General features: G+C 48.5%; 15 protein-coding genes. 7 read left to right on the top strand and 8 right to left on the bottom strand.

Annotated elements, in window-relative coordinates:
- Positions 1-20: 20 nt before the first annotated feature.
- The 3 genes from ACYP03_RS10730 to ACYP03_RS10720 all read left to right on the top strand — a co-directional run bounded on the left by ACYP03_RS10730 (position 21) and on the right by ACYP03_RS10720 (position 2,597).
- On the top strand, positions 21-1,004 hold the full coding sequence (locus ACYP03_RS10730) for an alpha-ketoacid dehydrogenase subunit beta (protein WP_459779722.1): 984 nt from the start codon (positions 21-23) through the stop codon (positions 1,002-1,004).
- A complete protein-coding gene (locus tag ACYP03_RS10725; protein ID WP_459779720.1) occupies positions 1,004-2,284 on the top strand; it encodes a dihydrolipoamide acetyltransferase family protein in 1,281 nt (426 codons plus the stop codon). The genes ACYP03_RS10730 and ACYP03_RS10725 overlap by 1 nt, the downstream gene beginning before the upstream one ends.
- A gap of 67 nt (positions 2,285-2,351) precedes the next feature.
- Entirely contained in the window at positions 2,352-2,597 is a 246-nt protein-coding gene (locus tag ACYP03_RS10720) for an acyl carrier protein (RefSeq protein WP_459779718.1), read from the top strand.
- Between the two features lie 29 nt (positions 2,598-2,626).
- On the opposite strand, the gene ACYP03_RS10715 is transcribed toward ACYP03_RS10720, so the two are convergent.
- Positions 2,627-5,344: a cation-transporting P-type ATPase gene (locus ACYP03_RS10715; RefSeq protein ID WP_459779716.1), complete on the bottom strand. Its 2,718-nt coding sequence runs from the start codon at positions 5,342-5,344 to the stop codon at positions 2,627-2,629.
- A gap of 272 nt (positions 5,345-5,616) precedes the next feature.
- Here ACYP03_RS10715 and ppsA point away from each other — a divergent pair, with 272 nt between their 5' ends.
- A complete protein-coding gene (gene ppsA / locus ACYP03_RS10710) occupies positions 5,617-8,091 on the top strand; it encodes a phosphoenolpyruvate synthase (protein WP_459779714.1) in 2,475 nt (824 codons plus the stop codon).
- Between the two features lie 46 nt (positions 8,092-8,137).
- On the opposite strand, the gene ACYP03_RS10705 is transcribed toward ppsA, so the two are convergent.
- The 4 genes from ACYP03_RS10705 to ACYP03_RS10690 all read right to left on the bottom strand — a co-directional run bounded on the left by ACYP03_RS10705 (position 8,138) and on the right by ACYP03_RS10690 (position 13,077).
- The gene (locus ACYP03_RS10705; protein WP_459779712.1) at positions 8,138-8,989 is read right to left on the bottom strand and encodes an FAD/NAD(P)-binding protein; all 852 of its coding nucleotides are present in this window, start codon (positions 8,987-8,989) and stop codon (positions 8,138-8,140) included.
- Positions 8,979-10,028, bottom strand: coding sequence for a 4Fe-4S dicluster domain-containing protein (locus ACYP03_RS10700; RefSeq protein WP_459779710.1), 1,050 nt, complete (start codon positions 10,026-10,028; stop codon positions 8,979-8,981). The genes ACYP03_RS10705 and ACYP03_RS10700 overlap by 11 nt, the downstream gene beginning before the upstream one ends.
- Before the next feature lies 1 nt (position 10,029).
- Positions 10,030-12,120: a formate dehydrogenase subunit alpha gene (fdhF, locus tag ACYP03_RS10695; protein ID WP_459779708.1), complete on the bottom strand. Its 2,091-nt coding sequence runs from the start codon at positions 12,118-12,120 to the stop codon at positions 10,030-10,032.
- A 120-nt stretch (positions 12,121-12,240) separates the two neighbouring features.
- The gene (locus ACYP03_RS10690; RefSeq protein WP_459779706.1) at positions 12,241-13,077 is read right to left on the bottom strand and encodes a formate/nitrite transporter family protein; all 837 of its coding nucleotides are present in this window, start codon (positions 13,075-13,077) and stop codon (positions 12,241-12,243) included.
- A 741-nt stretch (positions 13,078-13,818) separates the two neighbouring features.
- Between ACYP03_RS10690 and ACYP03_RS10685 the strand changes: the two genes are divergently transcribed.
- On the top strand, positions 13,819-14,409 hold the full coding sequence (locus tag ACYP03_RS10685) for a hypothetical protein (protein ID WP_459779704.1): 591 nt from the start codon (positions 13,819-13,821) through the stop codon (positions 14,407-14,409).
- Between the two features lie 133 nt (positions 14,410-14,542).
- Here the strand turns inward: ACYP03_RS10685 and ACYP03_RS10680 are convergent, their stop codons facing one another.
- From ACYP03_RS10680 to ACYP03_RS10670, 3 genes are read right to left on the bottom strand one after another with little or no spacing between them, the layout of a single operon-like run.
- On the bottom strand, positions 14,543-19,393 hold the full coding sequence (locus tag ACYP03_RS10680) for an OmpA family protein (protein ID WP_459779702.1): 4,851 nt from the start codon (positions 19,391-19,393) through the stop codon (positions 14,543-14,545).
- A complete protein-coding gene (locus ACYP03_RS10675) occupies positions 19,390-20,562 on the bottom strand; it encodes a Tricorn protease domain-containing protein (RefSeq protein WP_459779700.1) in 1,173 nt (390 codons plus the stop codon). Before ACYP03_RS10675 ends, ACYP03_RS10680 begins: the two co-directional genes overlap by 4 nt.
- 3 nt (positions 20,563-20,565) lie before the next feature.
- Complete coding sequence (locus ACYP03_RS10670; protein ID WP_459779699.1) at positions 20,566-21,993, bottom strand: hypothetical protein; 1,428 nt, start codon at positions 21,991-21,993, stop codon at positions 20,566-20,568.
- Between the two features lie 62 nt (positions 21,994-22,055).
- On the opposite strand from ACYP03_RS10670, the gene ACYP03_RS10665 reads away from it, so the two are divergent.
- Together ACYP03_RS10665 and ACYP03_RS10660 are read left to right on the top strand one after the other, a co-directional pair.
- On the top strand, positions 22,056-22,205 hold the full coding sequence (locus tag ACYP03_RS10665) for a hypothetical protein (RefSeq protein WP_459779697.1): 150 nt from the start codon (positions 22,056-22,058) through the stop codon (positions 22,203-22,205).
- A 334-nt stretch (positions 22,206-22,539) separates the two neighbouring features.
- Complete coding sequence (locus ACYP03_RS10660; protein ID WP_459779695.1) at positions 22,540-22,725, top strand: hypothetical protein; 186 nt, start codon at positions 22,540-22,542, stop codon at positions 22,723-22,725.

Here is a 22,725-nt window from a genome sequence, read left to right as displayed (position 1 = left end):
GATTTACGGGAAGGACATTTATGGCTTCAGAAACCATGAGCTACCGCGAAGCATTACGTGCCGGTCTGGAAGAAGCGCTGAATCAGGATCCCCGGGTCTTTCTGATGGGCGAAGATGTCGGACGTTATGGCGGCTGTTATGCCGTCAGCAAAGGGCTGCTGGCCCAGTTTGGAGCCGAACGCATCATCGACACCCCGCTGTGCGAGTCCGGCTTTGTCGGCGTCGGCATCGGTGCCGCGCTGGGTGGTATGCGTCCGATCGTTGAAGTCATGACGGTCAATTTCAGCCTGCTGGCGATGGATCAGATCGTTAATACCGCGGCTACGCTGCGCCATATGTCCGGCGGTCAGTTCCATGTCCCCTTAGTGATCCGCATGGCCTGTGGTGCAGGCAGGCAGCTGGCGGCCCAACATTCACACAGCTGGGAGAACTTCTATGCCCATATTCCCGGTCTCAAAGTTCTGAGCCCGGCCACGCACAGCGACGCCCGGTACATGCTGGAACAGGCACTGGCCGATCCGGATCCGGTCCTGATTTTCGAACACGTCATGCTGCTCAATGAACCCGGCACCGTGCCGGACAAACCGGATGCCCCGATGGAAACCGCGCTGATCCGCCGTCCGGGAACGGATATCAGTCTGATCACCTACGGCGGCAACCTGCCGAAAGCACTGACGGCTGCCGAACAGCTGCAACAGGACGGCATTTCTGCGGAAGTGGTTGATCTGCGATGCCTGCGACCGCTGGACAAGCCGACGCTGCTGAACAGCGTCCGCAAAACACACCGGGCGGTTCTCATCGATGAAGGCTGGCAGACCGGCAGTCTGGCCGGAGAAATCAGTGCCATCATCATGGAAGATGGATTCTGGTCTCTGGATGCGCCAGTCAGACGGGTGTGCAGCGCGGAAGTGCCCATCCCCTACCCCCGCCACCTCGAACAGGCCGCACTGCCTCAGGTCGAACAGATTGTCACCACGGCAAAAGCCGTGATGGAAGGTCGCTGATGGCTCGCCAGTCCTTCGACATTGTGATGCCATCTCTGGGGGCAGACATGCGCGACGGCACGCTCACGGAGTGGCTGGTTGCTGAAGGCGATCACGTCAGCAAAGGCGACAGTATCGCCGTGATCGAAACCAACAAAGGTGCCATTGAGATGGAAAGCTATTATTCCGGCACCATCAGCCGTCTTCTGGTCCAGCCGATGCTGACCCTGCCGGTCGGCGCGATTCTGGGGACCATTGATGCAGATTCAATTACCGAAACAAAAGCCGCCGCTGACATTGTGACAGACAATGAGCAGCCGGTGTCTCAATCCATATCGCCCCCGATACACCATGAACCGCCGATTGTTCCGGTCGTCTCAACGGCTCCTGCAACTGAAACCAGCGTTCGCGCTTTGACATCACAGCGCCTGGCTTCACCGATTGTCAGAGCGCTGGCGCAGCAACAACAGCTGGACCTCCAGGGCATCTCCGGATCAGGCCCTCAGGGGGCTATTTTACTGAAGGATATAAAAACGCTTCTTCAGGCCCAGTCCGCGGCTTCCAGCCCATCGGAGGCATCGACAGCAGCGCCTTTATCAAAAGCAGTGGCACCCAAAACAGCCACCAGTAGCCGTGATTCAAACGCGATGCGAGAAGCCATTGCTGCCGCCATGGAGAAATCCAAACGTGAAATCCCGCACTACTACCTGAGCCATGAGATCGATCTCAGTGTCGCACAACAATGGCTGAGCCAGGAAAATGCCGGACGGGACCCCGACGATCGCCTGCTGCTCACAGCCCTGCTCATCAAAGCCGTCGCAATCCTGCTGCCGCGTTTCCCGGCCCTGAACGGGCACTATCTGGACGGCCGATTTGAACCGGCCCCGGCCATTCACATCGGCACGGTGATCAGTCTGCGGGAAGGCGGCCTGATGGTGCCCGCCATTCACCATACGGACCAGCTTTCGCTCAATGACACCATGCTGGCGCTTCGGGATATCAGCCAGCGCAGCCGGACCGGCCGCCTGCGCAGCTCTGAACTGACTGATGCCACCATCACACTCACCCATATCGGGGATCGGGGATCAGACAGCGTCTTCGGCGTGATCTATCCGCCACAGGTCGCCATCCTCGGTTTTGGCCGGTTACGCCAGTCCCCGCTCGTCAAACAGGGACAGATCAACATTTGTGACACGATGACGGTCACGCTCAGCGCAGATCACAGAGTCAGCGATGGTATCCAGGGCGCGAAGTTCCTCCACGCGTTATCCCAGCAATTACAGCAACCCAAGCTGTTATGAATGAAGCCGCTATAAATCAGTTACCCATAAAACAGTGATCCATCAAACAGCGATAAACGGAGCAGCAATGAATCAAGACGACATCAGAGCCTTAGTGATCACCGCAATACAAAGTGTGGCACCGGAAATCACAGCGGAAGACATTGAACCGGATGAGGATTTACGCGACACCTGCGATCTCGATTCAATGGACTACCTCAATCTGCTCAGCGCGTTGAAAAAAAGCTGCGGTGTCAATATTCCGGAAACGGACTATCCCAAGGTCAGGACCTTCACGGGGATGGTCGACTATCTGAATGAACATCTGACCTGATGGCACGACTGATAGCACTGATGATTGAATCATGGCACCTGATGTCCGGTGTGCATCTCGCGCAACAACAAGCGGAGCCGCTTTTCGATTTCGATGATCGCAAAAAACACGATGCCAACCACCACGATCATCACCCCGTCCCAAAATGGCACAGCGACAGTCGCAAACAGTGCCTGTAAAGGGGGAAAATAGGTGATGGCGAACTGCGCGGCAGTGACGCAAATCACCGTCAGCCAGACAACCTGAGTGCCGACAATCAGCTCCCACTTCAGTGACGTCCCGTAGATATTCCGGATAAAAAACAGATGGAAGATTTCCATCACGACTAAAGTATTCACGGCCATGGTTCGTGCCAGTTCAATCGAATAAGACTGATCGATCGCATAGGCGTAAATACCGAACACCCCGCCCAGCAGTAACACCGAAACAAAGATGATCCGCCAGGCCAGTTCGCCGGTCAGCAGCGGTTCGTCCCGGCGGCGGGGCAAACGCTGCATGCTCTTGTGTTCCGTCGGTTCAAAGGCCAGTGCTATCCCGAGCGTGATCGCGGTAATCAGATTGATCCAGAGAATCTGAATCGGAGTGATCGGGAGTGTCATCCCAAAGAGCAGTGCCACCACAATGGTCAGTGCCTCCCCGGCATTGGTCGGCAACGTCCAGCTGATCACTTTTTTGATATTGTCGTAAACAGTCCGCCCTTCCCGCACCGCCGCAACGATGGATACAAAGTTATCATCCGCCAGTACAAGGTCCGCGGCTTCTTTTGCCGCTTCACTGCCTTTCAGCCCCATGGCAATCCCAGCATCCGCCCGCTTGAGCGCCGGTGCATCATTCACCCCATCGCCCGTCATCGCAATCGTCATCCCGTGAGATTGCAATGCCATCACCAGACGCAGCTTATGTTCCGGACTGGTGCGGGCGAAAACATCGGTTTCAACCACAGTCGCAGCCAGCGTTGGATCGTCCATCTCATCCAGATCAGCGCCCGTCAGCACCCGCTCAGTATTTTGCAGAGCGAGCTGTTTCGCGATCGCCACGGCGGTGCCTTGGTGGTCGCCGGTGATCATTTTCACGCGAATGCCAGCCGCATGACATTCGCGGATCGCGTCAATGGCTTCGGGACGCGGCGGGTCGATCAATCCGGCCATGCCAATCAGTGTCAGATCCTGCGCCACATCCGTCAATTCAAGCACCGTATGCTCAGGCGGCACCGGTTTGACCGAAAACGCCAGGACACGCTGCCCCAGCGCCGCAATCTCTTCGGCCTTTTCATGCCAGTACCCCAAGTTAATCGGTTCGATGTCTCCGGCGACCGTTCGCTGAAAAACACACATCGAAAAAATCTGTTCAGGCGCCCCCTTCACTGCGATAAACGCATGATTTTCGTGGTCGTGATTCAGGGTCGCCATGAACCGATGCTTGGCATCAAACGGAATCACGTCTGTCCGCACCCATCCGGCCAGTTCTTCTTCAATCGCCAGACCCAGCTTACCGGTCAGCGTCAGCAAAGCGCCCTCCATCGGGTCACCCACAATTTCCCACACGCCTTCGTGATGATGCAGCGATGCGTCATTGCACAAGGCCGCTACTCGGCCAATTTCCGCTAAAATGGCATGCTCACTGGCGCTGACAGCAACATCATTGAGCCGGATTTCCCCTTTGGGTTCATACCCGGCACCGTCCAGTGAGAACGCATGGGATTCAGTGACCACGGATGCCACCATCATCTCGTTACAGGTCAGCGTGCCTGTTTTATCTGTGCAAATCACCGACACAGCGCCCAGCGTTTCAATGGCGGGCAAACGCCGGACAATGGCATTGCGTCTTGCCATCGCCTGCACGCCCACCGCCAGGGTGATGGTCAGGACTGCCGGAAGTCCTTCCGGAATCGCCGCAACGGAGAGGCCCACCACGGCCATGAACATCTCAGTAAAATCGAAATGGGCGACAAAATATCCGAAGACCAGCAGCACCACGGCAATCAATAAGATCAACACCGTCAACCACCGCGCAAATATATCCATCTGCCGAAGCAAAGGTGTGGTCAGTGTTTCAACTGTCGACAGCATGCCGCTAATCCTGCCGATTTCTGTCCCTGCACCCGTTGTTACAACGACACCCAACCCCTGCCCCCGGGTCACCAGCGTGCCGCTGTACGCCATACATGCCCGATCACCAAGCGTTGTATGCACCGCAACAGGCTGCACACTTTTCCTCACCGGCACAGATTCGCCGGTCAGGATTGATTCCTGAACCTGGAGTCCGTTCACCTGCAACAGCCGCAGATCAGCCGGAACTTTATCGCCGGCTTCAAGCAAGACGAGATCACCGGGCACCAGCAACTCACCGGCAATCTGGTGACGAGTCCCTGCCCGGATCACCGAGGCTTTCAGCGCGAGCATATGCCGGATAGCATCCATGGCTGCTTCTGCTTTCCCTTCCTGAATAAAGCCGATGATTGCATTGACAATCACAACCGCCAGAATCACCAGCGTATCGGACCCATGTCCCAGCAGTGCGGTCATGGCCGCACAACCCAGCAGCACGTAGATGAGGATATTGTGAAACTGCCGCAGAAAACGAATCAGCCGGTGCTCCTTCGGCGGATCCGGCAGCCGGTTCGGTCCGCAGGTTTGCAAACGCGTAGCCGCTTCTTCAGCAGACAGGCCGTCCTGACTGGCATGCAGCGCATGAAGCACATCTTCTGATGTCATTTCATGCCATGTTTTTTCTGTTCGGTTTTGCATGATCGAATGACACCCCTCCTTTCAATTCAGAGCTATAGACCTCAAATCTGATCAGTTCAAAAAAGCACTCGATGCATTCCCCGGGAAAACCCTCATGACTCTTCCGGATAAGCATAGACAGCAAAATCCGTCCTCCCTGTCATTCTTTCCGGCCTGTGATGTCCGACAAAACCGGACCGACTTTTCTGGCTGCACAACAATTCACTTCTAAAATAAATTGAGTCCCGCCTCTGAGTTTTAAATGACTTCAGAGTCAGCGAAAGGAGAACTGTATGACTTCTGATCCTCAGCGCCCTGCCAGTCCGATCATCTATTGGTATCACCAGTTACGCACCACCGACATCCCCTGTGTTGGCGGTAAGAATGCCAGTCTGGGAGAAATGATCAGCCAGTTGAAAGATGCCGGTATCCGGGTTCCATCCGGGTTCGCCACCAGTGCCCAGCTCTTTCGTGACTTTCTGCATCAGAATCAGCTGGATGAGCCGATCGCACGGCTGCTGGCAGCGCTGGACGACGGTTCGGCCACACTGGCAGACACCGGTGCTGCGATCAGGCACTTAATCTCACAGGGCACCTTTACGGACGCCCAACAAGATGCGATTGTCGATGCCTATCAGCAGCTGTGTGATGAATTGGGTCACAGCAATGTCAGCGTTGCAGTCAGAAGTTCTGCAACCGCAGAAGATCTGCCGGATGCCAGCTTTGCCGGTCAGCAGGAAAGCTACCTGAATATCCGTGGCCGGGAGCAGGTACTGCACGCCTGTAAGCAGTGTTTCGCCTCACTCTATACCGACCGGGCCATTGTCTACCGTCAGGAAAAAGGCTTTGCTCACCAGCAGGTGGCGCTGTCTGTCGGGGTGCAGCAGATGATCGAATCTCAGGCAGCGGGCGTGATGTTCAGTTTAGATACGGAAAATGGATTTCCGGATGTGGTGATGATCAGCGGTGCCTGGGGACTTGGCGAAACCATTGTTCAGGGCAGCGTGACCCCGGACCGTTTTATGGTGTACAAACCTTTGCTGGAAATCGCCGGGAAGCGACCCATTATCGAAAAACAACCCGGCAATAAGCAGCAGAAAATGGTGTATGCGACGGACGTTCTGTCTAAAGCCTCTCCTCAGAGCACGTCTGAAAGCACGCCTGAAAAGCTCCCCTTCATCGGCAGACAAACCGTCACGCTGCCGACGACCGAACAGGAACGCTGCTCACTAGTACTTTCTGATGAAGAGATCCTGCAACTGGCCCGCTGGGCGGTGCTCATTGAACGTCATTACGGCTGCCCTATGGACATGGAATGGGCGAAGGACGTTCAGGGGCTGTATCTCGTTCAGGCCCGCCCGGAAACCGTCGAATCTCAGAAAGAACAGGCGGTGCTGGTCAATTACCGTCTGAAAGAAACATCCACCCTGCTGCTGGAAGGTGCCAGTGTCGGAAGTGCCATTGCCACAGGCCCCGTTTTTCAGATCAATGATCCGCACAATACCGAGGCGTTTCCGGATGGCGCCATTCTGGTGACCGAAAGAACGGATCCGGACTGGGTGCCCCTGATGCGCAAAGCCGCCGGGATCATTACAGACACCGGCGGCCCCACCAGCCACGCGGCCATTGTCAGCCGTGAGCTGAAAGTCCCGGCGATTGTGGGCACTGAACATGCGACCCAAGCCCTGACCCAAGGTCAATCGGTCACCTTAAGTTGCGCGGGCGGCGCTGTCGGGAAAGTGTATGAAGGCATCCTCAAGTACGAGACTCAGCAAGTGAATCTGGATGAGATCCCGCGCACCCGAACCGCCGTGATGATTAACGCAGCGATGCCTGACGGTGTCTTTCGCTGGTGGCAGCTGCCAGTTGCCGGGATCGGACTGACCCGGATCGAATTTATCATCTCCAGTCAGATTCGCGTTCACCCGATGGCGTTGATCCACCCTGAGAAAGTGGCCGATCCATCGGTTCGCGAGTCCATTAGCCACCTGACCCGGAACTATGCCCACCAGCCGGACTACTTTGTCGACCTTCTGGCGCTGGGCGTGGGCAAAATTGCAGCATCACAATACCCGAAACCAGTCATCGTGCGCATGTCAGACTTTAAATCCAATGAGTACCGGGGGCTGCTGGGTGGTGAGTTTTTTGAACTCAACGAAGAGAACCCGATGCTGGGACTGCGCGGTGCGTCACGCTATTACCACCCGCTGTACCGGGAAGCCTTCAAGCTGGAATGCCAGGCCATCGTCAAAGCCAGGCAAGCGATGGGGTTTGACAACATCATTGTGATGATTCCGTTTTGCCGCACCACCGGTGAAGCCGACAAGGTGCTGGACGTCATGGCAGAAGCGGGCCTGAAACGCGGCGAAAATGGCCTGCAAGTTTATGTGATGTGTGAGATTCCCTCGAATGTCATTCTGGCCGCCCGCTTTGCACAGCGCTTCGATGGGTTTTCAATCGGCAGTAACGATCTCACACAACTGGTGCTGGGAATCGACCGGGATTCAGCCGAGCTGAAACCCTTATTTGATGCCAGAGACGATGCGGTGAAAGAGATGATCGCTGAAGTGATCACCGTGGCACACCAATATGGCTGTAAGGTCGGGATTTGCGGACAAGCCCCCTCCGATCATCCTGAATTCGCTGAATTTCTGGTCAATTGCGGAATAGATTCGATTTCCCTGAATCCGGACTCGGTCGCCAAAGGCTGCGAGCAAGTCGCACTGGCAGAACTCAAGTACCAGATCAACACGGCCGGTTACGAGTAACCGGCACCTGAGGGCGTCAGCATAACTTTGTGATGGGCTTGATTCGTCATGGACTCTGGGGGATGTAGGCTTGCAGTACATCCCAGCGGAAAGTCGGACCATCAGAACAGATATACTTGTCTTTCAGATAACAATGCCCGCAGGTTCGAACCCCGCAGTGCATACGGCGCTCAATGGACAAATAAATTCCCTGTTCAGAAACCCCGCTGGTCACCAGATGTTTTGCCGCCGCAAACATCATGGCTTGCGGCCCGGCCAGCAGCACCACATCCGGACCCTGTTGAAACTGACCAAGTACCATCGGCAGGAGATCGACCGGCGTGCCACTGAATTCATTCTGACCCGGCTCAAGATCGCCGTCTTCAATGGCGTTAAACACCGGGATCGCCTGCTGCCACTGCCTGCGCTCCGGCGTCAGCATTCTCGCCTGACGACTGCGGGCACCATACACCACCATCAGCTGTGCGTAATTTTTCTGCGCGACTAGCTGGTTCACCACACCAACCAAAGGCGCCAGACCACAACCGCCACCGACCACCAGAATGCTTTTGTTGATCACCTGATCCATCGGCCAGCCCTCGCCATACGGCCCTCTGGCACCCAGAATCTGCCCCGGTTCCAACTGGAACAGCGCTGACGTGACCTGCCCCATTTTCCGGACCAGTGCGCGAAAATACCCTTGCTGGTCAGGCACCTGTGTGAATGTGAAAGGCGCTTCCCCGACCGCAGGCAGACAAAGCATGAAGAACTGTCCGGTTTTGGCCTGCATCCAATCATGATGTACAGCAGTTGCCCCGGGATCAGTATTGAACAATTGAAACCGGAAATGACGGGCATGCTCACCATCATCGTAAAAGTCAATCAAACGGATGGCCGTTGGCGTCAGGTTATGCATCATTGACAATCCTTTTCATGATCGAATGAACACCAATCACGCCCGGGCAAGTCTGCTCACAACGCCCGCACCCCACACAGCCATACCGGCCAAATTCCGGCAAAAAGTCGTTGCTGAATTTGTGATACCAGAAACGCTTCACCCGCTCACCGGCCTGCGCCGAGGGATTGTGGAAACTGGCTTCACGCTGAAAGCCTTCGTATAAACAGGAATCCCAGAACCGAACCTGCCGGGCTTTTGGTGTCCTCGATGAATGTGTAGCCTGACAGCCGGAAGCATCGTCTGTCGCAAGCGCTGTCTGCTGCGTGCCGTAACAGGAACAGGTCGGACAGAGTGTGGTGCAGCCGGAACAGGCAATGCACTGAATCGCCACCTGTTGCCAGAATTCAGCCGACGGCTGATCGCGATTGAGTTTTTCAATGCCTTCCAGAATATAGGTCTGATCCTCAAACTCTTGCTCGCAATGGCTCAGATTATCCCAGCGCGAATGCTTGTCCTGATCCGCAGCTGGCGTCAGTGTCAGCCCTTGCAGCGATGCCTTGCCCGTGTCCGTCACCGCGATCAGCAGCCATTGTCCGTGTTCAAGCGGATGTAGAATCAGGTCAGCCGTGGTATCTCTGACACCCGGTCCGGCATTCACCAGATGGCAGAAGCCCTGCGCACACGGGTGAACACAATCCACGCCCACCAGTAAGGCTTGCTGCCGCCGCGCCTGATAATAAGGATCCTGTTCGAAAAAAATGTCCTGATAATGAATCGCCATCAGGTCGCAGCTTTGAACGCCGAATAACACAAAGGGCTCGGGTGCCGGAATCGTTTCGCGGAAAAACTGACCATCGAACACATACAGACTTTCCTGCTCAGCAAAGAAGAATCCTTTCGCCGAACTGAGGGGTTGCTGCGACGTCAGCGCAGGAAACGGCCCTAGCGGGACATGCTGCCAGAAGGCCTCACCTTCACTTTCCACCACTTGATAGAACTGCCGCGCCTGGGACAGGTGCACTTGCAGCGCCTGTAATGATTCCAGCACATACTGCTGCATCTTATGGTTCCTCCCGTAACTGGTCGATATCCTGGGGTTCCTGACCCGGCGGTAACGGCGACACTGACACTGCGCATGCCTTCAGTTCAGGCATTTTCGTGACAGGATCCTGCGCGGTATTCGTCAGCTGATTCGAAGGCGCTTCCCTGAAGTGATACGGCATGGCGACCAGCCCCGGCGGCACATCCTCGGTGATCATGGCCCGCGTCTCAACATATCCCCGGCGCGAGCGAATACCCACCGGCGAATAACGCTGAATCTTCAGTGCTCGGGCGTCTGCAGGGTTGATAAACAACAGTCCGGCCGGTATTTCCCGCTCCAGCAAAGGTGATTTCCGGGTCATCGAGCCGCAGCCATAATGGAAATGAAGCCGGTTGGTGGTCAGCAGCAACGGGTATTGTTCATCCGCAGGTTCATCAATTTCAATCTGATGCACCGGAATCAACCGAGCTTTGCCAATCGGAAATGTGGTCTGATGCAAAATCGCGGTCCCTTCAGGCGCGCCGGAATGACAAGGCCACTGTAAGCCGTGCGCACGCATGATGCCCGGATAAGACATCCCCTGATAAGACGGCGTCAGCACCGCCATTTCATCAAACACGGCTTCACTGTCTGACCAGTTCAGCACATCACTGCCTAGCTTCGCGGCCAGTGCTTGGAGCCACTGCCAGTCACCCATGGCTGAACCCGGCGGTTGCAGCGCCTGTGCCACGTGCTGGACCCGTCGCTCACAGTTGGTAAACGTCCCTTCTTTTTCCGCGAACGAAGCCGCAGGCAAAATAAAATCGGCCAGTTTGGCGGTTTCTGTCATCGTCAGTTCCGCGACCACCAGCAAATCCATCTCTTTCATTGCTGCACGGACATGATTCTGATCCGGATCGGTCACGACCGGATCTTCTCCGAAAATGATCAGAGCCCGAAAATCGCCCGCCAGTGTCGCTTTAGTCATCCCCAGCGACGTGAGACCGGGCGTGGTTGCGACTTGTGTTCCCCAGGCCTGGGCAAATTTCTGTTGCACAGACGGATCATCGACCGCCTGGTAACCGGGATAGACATTCGGCAGGCATCCCATGTCGCAGGCACCCTGCACATTATTCTGACCCCGCAACGGATTGATTCCGGTCCCGGGACGGCCGATCTGTCCACACACCAGCGCCAGATTCGACAATGCAATGACATTCTGGGTACCGCTGACAAACTGGGTAATTCCCATCCCGTACAGGATCATGGCTCTTTGGGCCTGTCCGTAAAGCATCGCGGTTTGACGGATCACATCAGCACTGACGCCGGTACAGGATTCAACCGACTCCGGGGTGATGGTTGCCACGTTTCGAGCCAGCGCATCAAACCCATCACACCGCTGACTGATAAAAGACTGATTGTGGAGATTCTGTTTGAGGATGACATGAAGCATCGCATTGATGAGCGCAATATTACTGCCCGGTTTGAGCTGAACATGAATATCCGCTACTTTCGCCAGCCGGGTGACGCGGGGATCAATCACCACCAGCTTCGCCCCGCGCTGCTTCGCTTCAAAAATCTGTCCACCAAAAACACTGTGATTTTCAGTCGGATCCGCGCCGATCACTACGATCAGCTCGGTTTCAAAAATATCTTGGGTGCTGTTGGTCATCGCCCCGGAACCCAGCGTTTGCTTGAGTCCGGCCACTGTGGGACTGTGACAAATCCGGGCGCAATGGTCGATGTTGTTAGTTTTCAGGACGGCACGGGCAAACTTCTGGGCAGCATAGTTATCTTCATTGGTGGCGCGGGCGCTGCTGATCACACCCACCGACTCAGGGCCGGATTCTGCCAGAATGTCTTGTAAGGTCTCGCTGATAGTGTCCAGTGCCTCATCCCAGCTCACCGGATAAAAACGATCATGAATACGTTTTAAAGGCTCGGTAATCCGGTTATCCGGCCGGATGGCATAGGCCGTGCTCCAGCCTTTTTCGCACAACTTACCGCGACTGACAGGATGACTGCGTTGCGGTTCAACGCCCGCCAAATTTCCCTGCGCGTCAACTTTCAGATTGATCCCGCAGCCGACGCCGCAAAAAGGACAGACAGTTTTCACGATTGAAGAAGCCATGGTCATGCACAATCCAACAGCGGGTTCTGGCATTCAGTATAGCAATCCCGGTCCGTGTGACTTGAGGTGGTCGGCCATTTCTCTGTCTCAACTTTTGGCTTTCACGTATAGCCAGATGAATTAAGGCTTTTCAGCGCCTGAAGCGGGTTTTCTCAGGTAAATCACATAATACACCAGACCAACCAGCACACTTCCCCCGACCAGATTACCCAGAATGACCGGGATCAGATTCCCGATAAACCCCAGCCAGGTGACTGAATCTGTCCCTGTAGCCGTATCCGAAAAGGTCTGAATCAGCATCGCCAGCGGAATGAAGAACATGTTCGCAATACTGTGCTCAAACCCGGCCGCAACAAAGGCAGAGATCGGAAAAACAATTGCAATCGCTTTATCCACCACACTCCGTCCGGCCATGGCCATCCAGATCGCCATGCAGACCAGAATATTGCACAGCACCCCGCGGAAAAAAGCGATCCAAAATGGCAAGCTGCATTTGGCCGCCGCAATCTGAAGATACCGCTCCGCAATCTCCCCCTGATTCAGCGCGGTGTGCCCTGAGAAATACACCAACACCGCCAGCCCTGCGGCTCCGACAAAGTTAGAACCACACACCACCAGCCAGTTTTTCAGCAACTCAGCCGACGTGATTTTTTGATCCGCCCAGGCCATCGCGAGCAAGTTATTCCCGGTAAACAACTCAGCCCCGGCCACCACCACCAGCAACAAGCCCAGAGAAAATGCCACGCCTCCCAGCATCTGACTGGTGCCGAACCCCAGATTCGCATCCGACTTGATCAGAACAAAATACAGCGCGCCTAAGCCAATAAACGCCCCTGCCAGCACCCCCAGCATCACCATCGACAACAGTGGCAAACGCGCTTTCATCACGCCGACATTGTCCACCTTTTCAGCGATTTGCTTCGGTGAAAACGCATCAAACCCAAAAAGATCAGCCATGGTTCACTCCGGTCAAAGGCGTTTGGTCAAACAGGGTCAACGGAAATACAAAGATGACTTATCCGTCTGAAACTGAGGTGGTTTCAGGCGGGATGATCTGGGGTAAGTGTAGTACAGGGCGATAAAGAAGAAGTTGAGCGTAGAAGTGCTCAACGGGGGATGACGGTGACAAAACCAGATCAGTGCCCCCAAAAGGTATCACCCTCACGCTTGATACAAGGGAAGTCTCCTCGGCTGACTCATCCGCAGTCATGAAATGGATCGAAAAGTGATGCAAATGATAGGTCGATTTATCTGCCACAATATCGATCGCTCGTGAACTTGTCTCCTCACCACTTGAGCGAAGACCATTGCCGTTTTCAAATCATCTCCTTGCACGAAACCACTTGTACGTAATGTGGCGTACATAATGTATAGGTTGAACGATGGGATTCAAAAACGTCAAAAAGCAAGTCATTACATGCCTTGAAGCAGGTGCCTATGACCACGAAATCAGAAACAACATTGACGTCAAGAATCTGTTCCAATGCGGTCAATTGTCCGACGAGTATGTGATCGAACTCATCAAACAAACCCGTGGAAATGAATATGACGTGAGTCCCATCATCGAGCCCCCGAGATTGATGTTCACGTGTTCAAACCACATAAAGACGGGCGTACTTGGCACATAAAATTTTACTTTGTTGGAACCCGATGTCGTATTCATCAGCGTACATGAGAGCGAAATCTAAGATGAAAATCGTGAAAGAAGGTGACAAAAGACAAGTGGTCTGTCCGACCTGTGGCTTGTCGCATGCAACATACGCACTTCGTGACATCGCATTCAGTGACCAATCGGGAACCGTCAGCAATGTGCTGGCGGCAGTTTGCGATTCGTGCCACCAAGTTGTCAGTCTCCCAAAGCAATCAACCGCAAAAGTCCGGGCTGAATACAACAAGAGCCGAACCTCAATTGATGTCAGACTTCCGGCACATTACTTAGACATTCTGACTCTGGCATCCCAGAAGATTGATCCAACCTTAACCGAAAGCTTTCATAAACCACTGATTCTCTTTTATCTTCATGCATTAAGCTGTGGAAGATACTCTGCACAGAATTTAAACGCATTACTCCATTCAGATTTAGCGAAAGCAAAAGCCTCAAAAAGGCTTTCACTCAAACTCAATCCGGATCGACTGTCTGAAATCGACGCTTTAATCACCGCACAAGGCTTCAAAACGAATACAGATGTCTTTCGGTCTGTGATTTTGAAAATCAATGAAGATATTGTTCAGCAGGACAAACCAGCGCACTTACCTGAATTGCAGAATTTAGCAGCCGCATTTGCCTAGCACCTGACAATCAAGGCCTGAGAGCCATTCGCCGACCACATTAGTGCCTTCATGAAACGATTCAAAAGTGCCTCCTTCAGAAGGCGCTTTCATACCATCACCTGATTTTCAGGTACTATTTTCCAACAACTGATTATCTATCCGTCGAAAAATACTCTGAACGCTTCGATGCTTCAGGTCTTTCTAATAAAATGGGGGCTTCAACAACCGTTGGCTGATTTTCAATCCAATCTTTGACAAAGTTATCTTGTTGATGATCGGTTAAAGCGCGCCACTGTTCTGCCGCCGTATTATCAATGCCATCTCTTTGATAACCTTCCTGTTGTTTTACCCAAGGTTTAAGCCAAGTCATATTTTTTACACCAGGAAAGGTAATGTTAATCTTATTAAAATCTTTAAAGACTTCAGAAAATGAAAGATCATTTTGTGTTATATTCACAGATAGTTTCACTTCATCACTTTTCAGAACACAACCAAATGGTCTCAGCCCTTTCACTTTTAATCCAGTTGGTGAGGTATAAGAGATTGGTACTTCCATTGCGTATACTGCATAGGTTGATTTCTTATCCAGCTCTGCTTTATCACGCAATGCTAACCTGATAAATGAATCTAATTCATCGCTATTATTCCCCTTCACCTTATCTTTATTCGTGAACTCCCAATAAGCTCTGAAGCTAGGCTCCGAAGTGGGATTAAAGACATAATCCCCCTGATAATATGCAAATGATTTATATGTAGGACCAGGCGTTTTTTTGTCATTTAGCACCTTTGCTGCATCCACAGTTGCTGAACCAGGTGGTATTGCTTTCACACCGATAGATACAGCAACATTATCGTCAACACTATCAACAAAAGTATCTAATACACTATCATCTGCAATTTCCAGTTGTAGATTCATTGCAACTTTTTTCCAGTCCAAGCGAGAAGTTTCGTAAAAGCTGCGATTTGTTTTTTGGGAGAGAAATAAAATATAAAAAGACTGTGGATTTTCTTCAGACTGTTTATGTTCTCTACTGCTTTCATCCGACCAGATACCTTTATTATATTTACCAGAATTTGAAAAAACTCTAATTCCTGATGCTGCGGTTCTGAATCCTAGGCAATACTTATCGATACTATCAACAATAGGAACCACATGCTTTGATTTTGTATCGTTTGCTAATGTGAAAGATTCATTCAACAAATCTTTTTCACGGAGAATCATCGCTTTTTCTCCAAAACTTGTCGGGATGGTTACGGTAGAACTGTTTTCCCCATGGACACCATATTTCAATTCAGGTTCAAAATCATCAAAATCAACCATCCGATGATTCACTTCAGAATAAAATGGCGGAAGCTCAATTGAAACAGCCCCCGTCTTCATCCATAAAGTGTATTGCATTTCACGAAACCCACCGGATTTCACATACCAATCAAATTCATCAACCGGCATTTCATATTGCTGATCAAGAACTAAGTCATAATAAATTTTCTTAATAAAGCCAATAGGGTAATTAATAATTTCTTTCGCTATTCGAGTTTTACTTGTCAAAGGTTTCATACCATGAATCTTGGCCTCACCAAATTGATAAAATGGTACAAACTCAAAACCGAGTAAAGTCTCTTCATTCCTGTGTTTATAATATTCTTTTATGCGTTCGTAAGGATCAGATGAAAAACTGTCAACTTTCATCGGTACAATCAGAGCCTCAAACTTTGGCCCGCTTACATTGATAATACCATCAATTCTATCATAACCTAGCTTGGCTGAAATCACTTCATTATAATTTGACTTCAAAATCACCTGGGCTTTAACCTTATGGAAAGGTGTAATTCTGTTCGTTCGATATGGATTTCTCCAATAATCATACTCTTTCCAATCGTCACTATTAGGTTCGGCAACTAAAATACGACAAAACCCAATATCATTTTTCCTAATCGTTCGTTCTATGACAGAAAAATTGTTTGCGAACTCTTCAAATAAGCTTTCTTTCCCATTTTCAAACAATTTTGTTTGAATTGGAAACACTCGATTAAATTTTGCAGATATATTATCTTCGAAAAACGCCCCTAAAATATTCATTGGTAATGGCATTGTACGGTTATATTTATCATAGGGGTTGTATAAATCATCTACAGTAAACTCACGGGCATTCAGCCAGTCCAGCCCTAAGTTCGTTGTTCCGATTGTATTCAACACCCAATCATCTTTCATCACATAAGTTTCTAAATAACCACTGACATCATACTGCTCCAGAAGCTGGTGAGAAATCGTATTATGCTTCCCTTTTACCCATGCCAGGATGTACATCAGACCATTCAGTGCAACTGAACGAAGATTATATCGCTTCAGTAGCTCCATCTTCGTGCTATCTTCATTCAGGAAATTAATCATGTCCTGATATTTTTGATGAGCCTTATCTATCTGTACATTCACAGAATTGTATTCTTTCAGTAAATCAATGTTGATAAATGACAGAAAATGCAGCTGATAAAGTTTCTTAAAATTATCCCAATATTCATTCACTGCATGCTCAAAAAGCAATGAATCCAATACAGTCAATGCAGATTTAGCAACACCAGCGCTCTCTTTTGCCACTAGAATGCCACGCGCAGCGGGTGCAATAACAGGCATGTGGGACGCGACCTGAAGTAACCCATCAAAAATCGCGAGTATCATATCGACTTCGGAATCATATTCTTTCTTAATCGATGCAAGTGTCGCAAGTCTTCCTCGTTCGAGTGCCTGTGAACCAGAACGGCTGGGATTGAAAACAACATCAAGTGACGAAATATAAATGCGGATTTCCACACGCCGGTTATCTTTTAACCTCGGATTACTTCGGTTAATTTCACTTTCATCCTTAGGTCTATATAAAGGGACAGCGTCTCCAAAAGCTCTCACAATAATCGAGTCATGCAAAGATTGTGGAAACAAGTCCTTCGCATTCATTGCTCTTTCATGTGAAATTTTCAAGTTAATTTCTGGCATACCAACCTGACAAGCATGCCCTTCAATTTCAATTCTCAGTCTCGGTTCAAAAAATAGTGCATCTGTCAAAACCTGAATAATCCCTTGGTTCTGGCTGAGTACTGTCTCTCTGGCATTGAAGTTAAACAGGACTTTTATTCCCGATCCTCTTTCATCAGTCAACAAAGATACATTGCCACCCCCATGGGTGTTTTGGCTTAATATTTCTTTTGACTTGAGAATCGCTGCATCAATTTTAGTTGATTCTTCAGATAACGACTCACGCCACACAGGGATATTTTTCAAATAATTAAATGCAATTAGATCGAGTTGTTCTTTCGTTCGTGTTGTTTCTTTCTTATTTTTTATCACTTGACTCGAGGTGTCATAAATTTTATAGACTGCCTCAGTCGTTTCGACGAAACCAGCACCACGACTTCCCCAGCCCGCTGTACCGCCGGACCAGGTTTCTGACAAACGACCAGACAGAACAGTCCAATGTCTGTTCCTTATATCGTGTGAAAAACTGCCTAAGTACTTTTTAAACTCTGCTACATCAAGGAATTTCTCACTGAGAAATGACTTCAAACCGATTTTTCGCTTCATTGCATCAGTTTCTTTGAAGTATAAATCGAATTGCGCTTTGGCATCTGCCACTGCAAACAGTCCGTAATATAACTCCCCTGTTGCTTTCATTGCTTCAGGTAATTCAGTATTTATATTCTGCCAGACCAACTTGCTGACTGTATTAAATGTTTTGAGTTCACCTTCTTTTTGAATCATCTGGCTCCAGGTACCCGATGCATAACCACCTGCAATTTGAGAAGTCGTTACAGCAACTGATTTCAGCGTCATCAAACTCTTCATGGCAGGGCTGGAAATACCCTCTAAATCATACTGACCCGACAGATATTTCTTCATACGCCCCATGTATTGTGGGAACTGATAGATCAATGACTCTTCAAGTGAGATCATATCCCCACAGACGATCGCAAACTTACCTAAAGGGTTATTATCTATTACCTTGATATACTCTCTTAATTCATATTGATATTTCTTATTAACCTCATCTCCAACAAAAGAGATATTCGCTTTGGATATAAATTCTGGTATTCTCCCATTTGGCATTTCTATTTCGTCGAAAACGACACGAATGCTATAATACCCATCATCGAATAACTCTGGATCTAAATGAAAATTCGCGCAAGGCTTATCATTATGGTCTACATTATTATTTTCATCTGGAAACCTAACTGGCGATACTAATTTACCCTTTAATAATTCATTTCCATTCTTGTCATATTTTTGCAATGAAACTATTGCATTCAAATACTCTCTATTAGAAAATACCACCACACAAGTGGCGACACTAGGCACAAGAAATCCCTTAATGTTTTTTTTCTCTTTTAAGACACGCTCTCGCCAGGAATTATATTTTTCTTTTTCATCCGTTAGGTTTCCTTGATCATCCTTTGCATAAGCCGGGGCCAATTGTGATGGATGAATTTCAGTCACTGCAAATTCAATCGATTCTGATGAAACCTTGTCAGAGATCCCTTTTATTTCCTTGCACAATTTTTCATATGTTTTATTCCCTTGTGCTAATCTCATAAGCATGTCAATTGGTGGGAATGTAAGCTTATAATGACTTTTCGCCAAATGATGAACTGGGCTAGTATGATTTAATATACTTATTGATTTCGACTCACTTATTTGACTTCCATGGCTTAAAGAGCACAGTCTATAATTATAATCCGTTGCCCAAATTTCTCTTTCACCATCATCTGATTCTGAAATAACTGGAATAAAAGATAATGGTCTAACATTTTTCAATCTAACGTTTTCAGTATTATTTAATATTTTATGATATGATTCATATTTTTTACCGATTTTAGTTCCTTCTTTATCAGAAGACAATTCAGAACTAGATTCGACTTCCTCAGCAGACAATTCAATTTCAGAACTGGATTCACTTTTTTCAAAGAATGCAGAAAATATATGATAATCCGATGATAGCTCTAAAAAATCATTCATTTTAACACCTCAACGCTCTTAAAAAAATCACCTCTGTTGGCAAAGGCGTTATATAACAGCCCCTCTGATGCACTATGGCCGGTACCGACTTGGGACCACTTCAGGAAACTTCCATCATATTCTTTTTTGTCATTCAGCTTAAATACAACTGTTGTTCCTGAACCAAGTTTCACATAATTAGCACCTAAGCCAATCATATCAAAATGACTATATTTCCCAGTTTTGTTTTCAATTATATCTTCTGTTTTGAAAGTCTGATTGTAAGTATCGATTAAATATCTTTTCGTCCATGTTTCAACCCAAACATATTGCCCGGTTGGACTGATTGTTCTTTTCCTAAATATTCTTGATTCTATATCCCCATCCTTATTGGGTATAACTGAAGATATTAGTTTATTCCTTTTCTCATCATAAATACCTACACCAAGAGAATCGACAACATATCTTTTACCATCATATATGATGGATGCCTTGCTGAAATTCACATCAACCTTTTCTAATTTTTTTGTGGGTACGGTATATTTCCACTTTTTCCATTGATCACTAAAATAAAGATAGCTACTATCTTCTGCCCATAAAAAATCAGTTGTTTCTCGATATTTCCCAAGCTCGGTATATTCTCCAGTTTTCAAGTCCTTGATGACTTTGAGAACACCTTCCTCTGCACCATATGACAGTGCCAAATATCGGTTATTGGGGGACATTTTTATCGATTGAATTCTTCCGTAAAATTCATCAGCAACTAAACGTAAGTCGGTGCCGTCAGTTTTTATACTCCACACTTTATCTTTACGCTCATAGCGATCATCCTCAGGAGAGTCATCTCTCGCTCCATTATCCCATCGAAAAACGACGCGAGGTAAATCATAAGAAGAATGATTGTTTATATCTTCTTTCGGCCACTCTTTCGCCTTGTATATATAATATGTTGGCTGACTACTTCCATCTTGATATCTAATATAATTGTGCTCGGTGATGTAAATTCTGCCATCATCCCAATACTGTGCATTTTTTTGCTCCACAATACTCATTGGTTTTGCGGGTATTCTTTCTATGTACGTACTCTTCGCTGCTAAATCATGCCTGGGATTCGAACGTGAAACCGATTCCTGATCACATCCGGACAGCAAGATTCCAATTAATACACTCAAAATTAGCTTTGTTTTCATTTTTCACCTAACCGACTCAGCCAGTAAACTAGCTATGGACACTTCTTTATAAATCACAACTGGATCGAATTTTTGGTTTCGATCTGAACTTCTTATCAGGCTGACTTTTTCAACTTTCTCGTTCCACCCTGAAAAACATATCTCTCTGTATTGGCTTTCATCACCAATAAAATCACAGCTTCGCAGGTATTTTCTCTGTGACCACTGCCCTTCTATATCTTTTAGCTCAAAATAATCATCCGGTTGATCGATATGTTCATTCACATAATATTTAAAACGAAGCTCTATTTCAGGTGAATTTAAAAACACCTGTGCGACATTGCAACCGAGCTGTTCCTTCAAAATTGTAAACCGGATATCCTTTTCATTGATAGAATCAGGAATGTTCAATTCTTTCACGGCAGTATCATCTGAAATGAAGCACTTATTTTTGCTGTATGAGTCTAAGCCTGTGATTTCAACGCAGGAGTGCTTGTAATCTTTTTCCAGATTTTGCAATTGGCTAGCCGTTTGTTGATGAATAAAATGTGCGGCATGAAGCGTTTCAACAGTGCCATTCACTTTATAAGGCAACCAGATGTGAGGCATGATTCTGCCATCTGGCTCTCGCTTCGTTGCTTTTCCAGCTTTGCGTGGGCTTTCTTTTGTTGCAAAGGTGAATTTCCTGGCTGGTTCATAAGTTGGAAGAACCACCTCGACTTCTTCTGAAGTCAATTTTAGAACTCTTAAATTCCCCATACTATCTAATCTTTTCTTGGCTGTTAAGCTTCCATTTTCATAGATTTCCACCAAGTCATAAGAATATCTTGAACCCGATTCTTCATTCATTAAAGAGATATCAAGATGTCGAGTCGCTGTACTCTCTATGCTCGCTAAATCGCTTTGAATCAATAAATTGACTTCACTAAAGTATCCATTTGAATTCACTTTAATTTCACGCCAAACCTTACCACTGCGTAAAATATAGATATATCCCTCATCATACATTTTCGTTTTCACAAGATTTTTTTCGTCGGATACAGAATACATCGGGATGACTGGGACCAAAACTGTATCCCATTCGGGCATGTCGTACCCTTTTGATACAGGTATAATGTTTTCAGCCAACAACAAATTCACGGGTGTTTTTCCTGCCTCACCCGGAATAATCAGATACAGATTCTTCGCTTCATTCTCAAGCCTGTCAAACTCAACAATACTCCGATGATCCGTCTTCAAATCCGTCTGAGGTTTCTGAATTTTTTCGCTTTGCATCTCTGTTTTTGAGAGATACAAATAAGCACTATTTTCTGGCCATTGTCCTGCCAGTTCAACGACGATTTTATGTTCCGGTTCAATCTCACAAGTCTGGGTGATCACTTCCTGAAACTGCGACTGTGTATAGTCTTCAATTGGCGGATAATACGCTTGGGGATAAATCTGTTTTTCCATCTAACTCTTCTCGTTTTTTATTGCAATGATGAAACTAAGTTGCTTTGGATTCAGGAAACACTATGCGCAAAACAAAGAGCTTCCTGACAGTTCGCATGAAGCAACAGATGCATTGTCCGGTGGAAAAAGCACCAGGAGCCATGTTGCTTGGTGTGAGAAAAGAGTTCGATAATCTGATTGGCGAGTCAGGATCTGTGAACAGTACATCATGATGACAGTATTCGCTGCGTTTAACATGTATTCATGGTGGCTGTAGCTTGCGATATCAGATTCACGACGACAGCAGCCAGGGTTAACTTTTTGATTGTCTGTTCAGAGAATGAACAGCAAGTACGGTCATCCAGACGTACAGCGAAAAACCCTAACAGATTGAATGACCTAATCAACTGATTTAATAAGTTGCCCGTCGTCAAAAATACCACTTTGTGGTATTGAGTCAAAAATTATGGCTTTTTCTTCTCACACAATGAGTTCGCTACTTAAAGCGCTATCTGCATTCACCTTAGATTGAGAAAGCTGTGATGCTCACAAGGGTTACTAAAGCTGATGCGTAAGCAACATCTCATCGAGGCGACCTCAACTGCCTCAAAGATAAACCCTATGATGATCCACATGAAATCCATCAACCAGATGTTCAAATTCTCTTCATTACCTTTTATCGGGATTTATCAGCAGGCTGAAAAGCTGAGTGGAGGCAAGAATTTTTTAAAGACGTCAATCAGTGGTGAGTGA

The organism is Photobacterium sp. R1, from assembly GCF_054600795.1.
This window is presented reverse-complemented; position numbering and strand designations above follow the sequence as displayed.

Coding starts and splice junctions, on each gene's coding strand:
- ACYP03_RS10665 (WP_459779697.1), top strand. CDS start 22,056: ATGCGCAAAACAAAGAGCTTCCTGACAGTTCGCATGAAGCAACAGATG.
- ACYP03_RS10705 (WP_459779712.1), bottom strand. CDS start 8,989: ATGATGCATAACCTGACGCCAACGGCCATCCGTTTGATTGACTTTTAC.
- ACYP03_RS10725 (WP_459779720.1), top strand. CDS start 1,004: ATGGCTCGCCAGTCCTTCGACATTGTGATGCCATCTCTGGGGGCAGAC.
- ACYP03_RS10680 (WP_459779702.1), bottom strand. CDS start 19,393: ATGAATGATTTTTTAGAGCTATCATCGGATTATCATATATTTTCTGCA.
- ACYP03_RS10670 (WP_459779699.1), bottom strand. CDS start 21,993: ATGGAAAAACAGATTTATCCCCAAGCGTATTATCCGCCAATTGAAGAC.
- ACYP03_RS10715 (WP_459779716.1), bottom strand. CDS start 5,344: ATGCAAAACCGAACAGAAAAAACATGGCATGAAATGACATCAGAAGAT.
- fdhF (WP_459779708.1), bottom strand. CDS start 12,120: ATGGCTTCTTCAATCGTGAAAACTGTCTGTCCTTTTTGCGGCGTCGGC.
- ACYP03_RS10660 (WP_459779695.1), top strand. CDS start 22,540: ATGCGTAAGCAACATCTCATCGAGGCGACCTCAACTGCCTCAAAGATA.
- ACYP03_RS10675 (WP_459779700.1), bottom strand. CDS start 20,562: ATGAAAACAAAGCTAATTTTGAGTGTATTAATTGGAATCTTGCTGTCC.
- ppsA (WP_459779714.1), top strand. CDS start 5,617: ATGACTTCTGATCCTCAGCGCCCTGCCAGTCCGATCATCTATTGGTAT.
- ACYP03_RS10730 (WP_459779722.1), top strand. CDS start 21: ATGGCTTCAGAAACCATGAGCTACCGCGAAGCATTACGTGCCGGTCTG.
- ACYP03_RS10720 (WP_459779718.1), top strand. CDS start 2,352: ATGAATCAAGACGACATCAGAGCCTTAGTGATCACCGCAATACAAAGT.
- ACYP03_RS10700 (WP_459779710.1), bottom strand. CDS start 10,028: ATGCAGCAGTATGTGCTGGAATCATTACAGGCGCTGCAAGTGCACCTG.
- ACYP03_RS10690 (WP_459779706.1), bottom strand. CDS start 13,077: ATGGCTGATCTTTTTGGGTTTGATGCGTTTTCACCGAAGCAAATCGCT.